At 59.0% G+C, this 6,606-nt stretch carries 5 protein-coding genes; 3 read left to right on the top strand and 2 right to left on the bottom strand.

Annotation, left to right across the window (positions count from 1 at the left end; translation table 11 throughout):
* Positions 1 to 452: 452 nt before the first annotated feature.
* Positions 453 to 1,946, bottom strand: coding sequence for a CoA-acylating methylmalonate-semialdehyde dehydrogenase (locus tag HX823_RS26345; protein ID WP_177077445.1), 1,494 nt, complete (start codon positions 1,944 to 1,946; stop codon positions 453 to 455).
* A 39-nt stretch (positions 1,947 to 1,985) separates the two neighbouring features.
* Positions 1,986 to 3,335 (bottom strand): aspartate aminotransferase family protein, encoded by a 1,350-nt coding sequence (locus tag HX823_RS26340; protein WP_177077443.1) that lies wholly within the window; start codon positions 3,333 to 3,335, stop codon positions 1,986 to 1,988.
* A 125-nt stretch (positions 3,336 to 3,460) separates the two neighbouring features.
* Here HX823_RS26340 and HX823_RS26335 point away from each other — a divergent pair, with 125 nt between their 5' ends.
* The 3 genes from HX823_RS26335 to HX823_RS26325 all read left to right on the top strand — a co-directional run bounded on the left by HX823_RS26335 (position 3,461) and on the right by HX823_RS26325 (position 6,603).
* Positions 3,461 to 4,381 (top strand): LysR family transcriptional regulator, encoded by a 921-nt coding sequence (locus HX823_RS26335; protein ID WP_038845836.1) that lies wholly within the window; start codon positions 3,461 to 3,463, stop codon positions 4,379 to 4,381.
* A gap of 80 nt (positions 4,382 to 4,461) precedes the next feature.
* Positions 4,462 to 5,856 (top strand): uracil-xanthine permease family protein, encoded by a 1,395-nt coding sequence (locus tag HX823_RS26330; protein WP_038845835.1) that lies wholly within the window; start codon positions 4,462 to 4,464, stop codon positions 5,854 to 5,856.
* Between the two features lie 87 nt (positions 5,857 to 5,943).
* Positions 5,944 to 6,603, top strand: a complete 660-nt coding sequence (locus HX823_RS26325) for a TetR/AcrR family transcriptional regulator (protein ID WP_177077441.1) — start codon at positions 5,944 to 5,946, stop codon at positions 6,601 to 6,603.
* Positions 6,604 to 6,606: the final 3 nt, after the last annotated feature.

Genomic DNA, 6,606 nt, shown 5'->3' with positions numbered 1-6,606 from the left:
CTCCACAAGCACCCACACGAATTGCTTGATTCAGTTGTTAAAGAGCGGTTGGTTAAGATCTTTCGTCTCAACCGAGGCGCGCATTCTACAGCAGCCTCATTTGCTGTCAAGTGATTATTTTCAGAAGCTTTCGAAGATTTCTTCAACAACTTCAACCACTTGCGCTTCAGATCTCTCGTCAGCGGGAGGCGAATTCTACAGCGTTACACGCTGCTGTCAACACCTCTTTTTCAACTTCCTTTTGGCTTCGATGAACTGAAGCAACCTGCTGCCGAAACCTACATAACTCATTGTTTACCAAGGAGTTTTCCGTTTCGACTGCGCCGGAAGTGGGGCGAATTATAGACATCTGGAATCTGCCGTCAATGCCTTTCTTCATATTTCTGTCATATAAGTCAGAAAAGCTCCAAAAACGCGAAAGCCGGCCCCAAGGGGCCGGCTTTCAGCCCACATTACAAGCTAGGGAAAGCAAACTGCGATGCTTCATGGCTGGCCCGTTGCGGCCAACGCTGGGTAATCGCCTTGCGACGGGTATAGAAACGTACCCCATCCGGCCCATACGCATGCAGGTCACCAAACAACGAGCGCTTCCAGCCACCAAAGCTGTGATACGCCACCGGCACCGGCAGAGGAACGTTCACGCCGACCATGCCCACTTCAATCTCGTCACAGAACAGACGTGCCGCTTCACCATCACGGGTAAAGATGCAGGTGCCGTTGCCATATTCGTGATCATTGATCAGTTGCATTGCCGCTTCCAGGCTATTCACCCGGACCACGCACAGTACTGGCCCGAAGATCTCTTCCTTATAGATGCGCATCTGCGGCGTTACACGGTCAAACAGGCTGCCACCAAGGAAGAAACCCTCTTCATGCCCGGCAACACTCAAGCCACGACCATCAACCACCAGCTCGGCACCCGCTGCCACGCCGTCCTCTATATAACCACTGACTTTGTCACGCGCTTGGCCTGTAACCAGTGGCCCCATATCCAGGCCGCAGGACGTACCCGCACCAATTTTCAGCGCCTTGATCTGTGGCACCAGCTTGGCAATCAAGGCATCCGCCACCTGATCGCCCACGCACACGGCGACTGAGATCGCCATGCAGCGCTCGCCGCAAGAACCGTACGCCGCGCCCATCAGTGCACTCACGGCGTTATCCAGGTCCGCATCCGGCATCAGCACCGCGTGGTTCTTGGCACCCCCCAGCGCCTGCACGCGTTTGCCACGCTTGGTGGCTTCCGAATAGATGTACTCGGCAATCGGCGTCGAGCCCACGAAGCTCAGCGCCTTCACTTCCGGCGCTTCAATCAGTGCATCCACCGCGCCCTTGTCGCCGTGCACCACACTGAGCACACCTTTAGGCAGACCGGCCTCCTGTAACAACTGTGCGATCAACAGCGTGGAACTCGGATCACGCTCCGATGGCTTCAGGATGAAACAGTTACCGCAGACGATTGCCAGCGGATACATCCACAACGGCACCATCGCCGGGAAGTTGAACGGCGTAATACCAGCGACTACACCCAGCGGCTGGAAATCCGACCACGCATCAATGTTCGGTCCTACGTTACGGCTGTACTCGCCCTTCAGAATCTCTGGCGCCGAGCACGCGTACTCGACGTTTTCGATCCCGCGTTTCAATTCACCCGCAGCATCTTCCAGGGTCTTGCCATGCTCTTCGCTGATCAACTGCGAGATACGCGCTTCGTTCTGCTCCAGCAATTGCTTGAAACGAAACATCACCTGGGCACGCTTGGCCGCAGGTGTATTACGCCAGGCCGGAAACGCCGCCTTGGCCGAGTCGATTGCCTGTTGAATGGTTTCACGGCTGGCCAACGGCACCTGGTGGATCACCTGGCCAGTGGACGGGTTGTATACGTCGGCACTGCGACCGCTGTCGTTGACCAATTCACCGTTGATCAAATGCTGGATAAGGCTCATGCGGGGCTCCTGAAAAATTGTTCTATATAGAAGGAGAAATCAGTCGATCTTGTTCAGCACTTCGCCGACCGCATCGAACAGGCGATCCAGGTCCTGCGGCTTGCTGTTGAAGGTTGGCCCGAACTGCAGGGTGTCACCGCCAAAGCGCACGTAGAAACCGGCTTTCCACAAGGCCATGCCAGCCTCGAATGGACGCACAATCGCATCACCGTCACGCGGGGCGATCTGGATCGCGCCGGCCAGGCCGTAGTTGCGGATGTCGATCACGTTCTTGCTGCCCTTCAAGCCGTGCAGCGCATTCTCAAAGTGCGGTGCGACTTCGGCGACGCTCTGCACCAGGTTTTCCTTCTGCAACAGGTCCAACGCCGCCAAGCCAGCAGCGCAGGCGACCGGGTGTGCCGAGTAGGTGTAGCCGTGGGGGAATTCCACCGCGTACTCCGGCGTTGCCTGGTTCATGAAGGTCTGATAGATCTCGCTGCTGGCAATCACCGCGCCCATCGGGATCGCGCCGTTGGTGACTTGCTTGGCGATACACATCAGGTCCGGGGTCACACCGAAGCTGTCGGCACCGAACATCGAGCCGGTACGGCCGAAGCCGGTGATCACTTCGTCGAACACCAATAGGATGTTGTGCTGGTCGCAAATCTCACGCAGGCGCTTGAGGTACCCCTGAGGCGGCACCAGCACACCCGCAGAGCCGGCCATTGGCTCTACAAAGACAGCCGCGATGTTCGACGCGTCATGCAGCTCGATCAGCTTGAGCAGATCATCGGCCAGCGCGATACCGCCCTGCTCCGGCATGCCACGGGAAAAAGCATTGCTCGCCAGCAAGGTGTGCGGCAGGTGGTCAACGTCCATCATCGCCTGGCCAAACATCTTACGGTTGCCGTTCACACCGCCCAGGCTGGTACCGGCGATGTTCACACCGTGGTAACCGCGAGCGCGGCCGATCATTTTGGTTTTGGTCGCCTGGCCTTTCAGGCGCCAGTAGGCACGCACCATTTTCACCGCCGTATCGGCGCACTCGGAGCCGGAGTCGGTGAAAAACACATGGTTCAGGTTGCCAGGGGTCAGGTCGGTGATCTTTTCCGCCAGTTGGAAGGACAACGGATGACCGTATTGGAAGCCCGGCGAGTAGTCCAGAGTGCCCAGTTGCTTGGCCACCGCTTCCTGGATTTCCTTACGGGTATGCCCGGCGCCACAGGTCCACAGGCCCGACAATGAGTCGTACACCTTGCGTCCCTTGTCATCGGTCAACCAGCTACCTTCGGCCGCCACGATCAGGCGCGGGTCGCGCTGGAAGTTACGGTTGGCGGTGTACGGCATCCAGTGCGCGTCCAGCTTCAATTGGCTGGCCAGGGACGATGGGGCGTTTTCGGGCATGTTCATCAGCAAAACCTCGCAGGGCAAAAGGCAGCGTCGGGATTGAAAAGCGTTGTTGCAGCTAAATTGCCACGGCGATAAAGTCGGTGAAATTCAACTCTTCTAACCTTCAGTCAGGCCTTCACTAAACTATGAGCAGCCGTCGACCCGATCCCCTGGCCCAAGTCAGCGACTTCGATATCCGCCTGCTGCGCATCTTTCGCAGCGTGGTCGAATGCGGCGGCTTCTCGGCGGCGGAAACCGTACTGGGCATCGGGCGCTCGGCGATCAGCCAGCAAATGAGCGATCTCGAACAACGCCTCGGATTAAGACTGTGCCAACGCGGCCGCGCCGGCTTCTCGCTGACCGAAGAGGGCCGCGAGGTCTACCAATCCGCACTGCAACTATTGAGCGCCCTGGAAAGTTTCCGCACCGAGGTCAACGGTTTGCACCAGCACTTGCGCGGCGAGTTGATCATCGGGCTCACCGACAACCTCGTCACCCTGCCCCACATGCGCATCACCCATGCGCTCGCGCAATTGAAGGAACGTGGTCCGGACGTGCAAATCCAGATCCGCATGATCGCCCCTAACGAAGTCGAGCAAGGTGTACTCGACGGCCGCCTGCATGTCGGCGTAGTGCCCCAGGCCAGCGCGCTGTCGGGGTTGGAATACCAGCCGCTGTACAGTGAGCGTTCACTGCTCTACTGCGCGGTGGGTCACCCGCTGTTTTACGCCGACAACAAGCAGCTGGACGACGCACGCATCGATGCCCAAGACGCGATCGCCCCGACCTTCCGCCTGCCCGCCGAAATCCAGGCCCATTACCAGGCGCTCAACTGCACCGCGAGCGCTTCGGACCGCGAAGGCATGGCCTTCCTGATTCTCACCGGCCGCTACATCGGCTACCTACCCGACCACTACGCGAGCCTGTGGGTACAACAAGGCCGACTGCGTGCGCTGAAACCGGCTACACGTTTTTACGATTTAAGCCTCGCATCGGTCACGCGCAAGGGCCGTCGCCCCCATTTGGTGCTGGAAAGCTTCCTGGAAAGTCTCGCGGCAACCCGCTAAATCGGCCTTGCAGCTAAAAGCTGAGCAGTTGGACAGCTTTTTGCAACAACCCAAGGACATAGACCTTGAGTTTGCCCGCCATGCCACCAGAAGCATCCAACAGCAGCGACCTGATCTACGGCCTCAACGACCGCCCCAAACCCGGCCCGGCTTTTCTCGCCGCACTGCAACATGTACTTGCTGCATTTGTCGGCATCATCACCCCACCGCTGATCATCGGTTCCACCTTGGGCCTCACGGCCCATTTGCCCTACCTGATCAGCATGGCGCTGATGGTCTCCGGCGTAGGCACCTTCATCCAGGCACGTAGGCCATTTGGCATCGGCGCCGGGATGATCTGCCTGCAAGGCACCAGCTTTGCGTTTCTTGGCGCAGTGTTATCGGCGGGCTTCCTGGTGAAACAACGCGGCGGCAGCCCGGAAGACATCATGGCGATGATCTTTGGCGTGTGCTTTTTCGGCGCTGCGGTGCAGATCGTGCTGAGCCGCTTTATCGGTCAGTTGCGTCGAGTCATCACGCCCTTGGTGACCGGGATTGTCATCACCCTGATCGGCATCAGCTTGATCAAGGTCGGTATCACTGACTTGGGCGGCGGCTTCAACGCCCCCGACTTCGGCGCCCCTACCAACCTGGCGCTGGGCGTTTTCGTCGTGTTGACGATCATTCTGCTCAACCGTTCCAATACGCCGTGGGTACGCCTCTCGGCCATCATCATCGGCTTGGCCCTCGGCAGCCTGGCCGCCTGGTTCAGCGGCAAGCTCGTGCCGCAAGCCCTGCCCGACCTGCCTCTGGTCAGCCTGCCGATTCCGTTTCGCTTCGGTTTCAACTTCGACTGGAGCGCTTTCCTGCCAATTGCGCTGATTTATCTGATCAGCAGCATCGAAACCGTCGGCGACCTCACCGCCAACTGCATGATCGCCCGCCAGCCCATCAGCGGCCCTTCTTATATAAGCCGGCTCAAGGGCGGCGTACTCGGCGATGGCGTGAGCTGCATGATCGCCGCCACGTTCAGCGCCTTTCCCAACACCACCTTTGCGCAAAACAATGGTGTGATCCAACTGACCGGCGTGGCCAGCCGTTACGTCGGCTTATATATAGGCGTGGTGCTGTTTTGCCTCGGCTTGTTTCCATTGATTGGCGCGGTACTGCAACAAATCCCCAAACCGGTATTGGGCGGCGCCACCCTGGTGATGTTCGGCAGCGTGGCCGCTGCCGGTGTGCGCATCCTCGCCCAGGCGCCACTGGACCGACGCAGCATGCTGATTATCGCCACCTCGTTTGGCGTCGGCCTGGGCATCGCCGCGCAACCGAACCTGCTGCACCTGATGCCGACGCTGGTACAGAACCTGTTCGACTCCGCCATCACCAGCGGCGGGCTGACCGCGATTGTGTTGTGCCTGTTGTTGCCCGAAGCCAAAGCCGCCACGACTGCCGCAAACCACGCACCGGAAAGCGACACGCTGGAATCGCTTTGACGGTTTTATTGCATCAGGACTTGTCTGAGGCTTGAGGGTGGGTTATCTGTGCACACGTCGTCTCTATCGATCAGCACGGAAACCTCCATGAGCCTCGAAGTTCCTGCCCACAGCAACCACGCCGGTAAGCCCGCCAGCCGTATTCGGCAAAAGAACGAACAAGCGATTCTCCAGGCTGCTGAAGATGAGTTCGCGCGTCATGGCTACAAAGGCACCAGCATGAACACGATTGCTGCCAGTGCCGGGCTGCCCAAGGCCAACTTGCATTACTACTTCACCAACAAGCTGGGCCTGTACATTGCGGTGCTCAGCAACATCCTTGAACTATGGGACAGCACCTTCAACGGACTGAGCGCCGAAGACGACCCGGCCGTGGCCCTCACCCGCTACATCCGCACCAAGATGGAGTTCTCGCGTCGCCAGCCCCAGGCCTCGCGTATCTTCGCCATGGAGATCATCAGCGGTGGCGAATGCCTGACCGAATATTTCAGCCAGGACTATCGCGCCTGGTTCAGCGGCCGAGCGGCAGTGTTCCAGGCCTGGATCGACGCCGGCAAGATGGACCCGATCGACCCGGTGCACCTGATCTTCCTGCTCTGGGGCAGCACCCAGCACTACGCCGACTTCGCCACCCAGATCTGCCGCGTCACCGGTCGCACCAAGCTGACCAAGCAGGATATGGAAGACGCCGGCACCAACCTGATCCACATCATTCTCAAGGGTTGCGGCATCAAGCCGACCCTGTAAACG

Origin of the sequence: Pseudomonas sp. P7759 (assembly GCF_013386445.1) — a bacterium.
Classification (GTDB): Bacteria; Pseudomonadota; Gammaproteobacteria; order Pseudomonadales; family Pseudomonadaceae; genus Aquipseudomonas; species Aquipseudomonas azotoformans_A.
The sequence above is the reverse complement of the archived record's forward strand: the minus strand, read 5'-3'. Positions and strand labels throughout refer to the sequence as shown.

Excerpts from the sequence above, each read along its gene's own strand:
- HX823_RS26330 (WP_038845835.1), top strand. The coding sequence starts at position 4,462 with ATGCCACCAGAAGCATCCAACAGCAGCGACCTGATCTACGGCCTCAAC.
- HX823_RS26325 (WP_177077441.1), top strand. The coding sequence starts at position 5,944 with ATGAGCCTCGAAGTTCCTGCCCACAGCAACCACGCCGGTAAGCCCGCC.
- HX823_RS26335 (WP_038845836.1), top strand. The coding sequence starts at position 3,461 with ATGAGCAGCCGTCGACCCGATCCCCTGGCCCAAGTCAGCGACTTCGAT.
- HX823_RS26345 (WP_177077445.1), bottom strand. The coding sequence starts at position 1,946 with ATGAGCCTTATCCAGCATTTGATCAACGGTGAATTGGTCAACGACAGC.
- HX823_RS26340 (WP_177077443.1), bottom strand. The coding sequence starts at position 3,335 with ATGAACATGCCCGAAAACGCCCCATCGTCCCTGGCCAGCCAATTGAAG.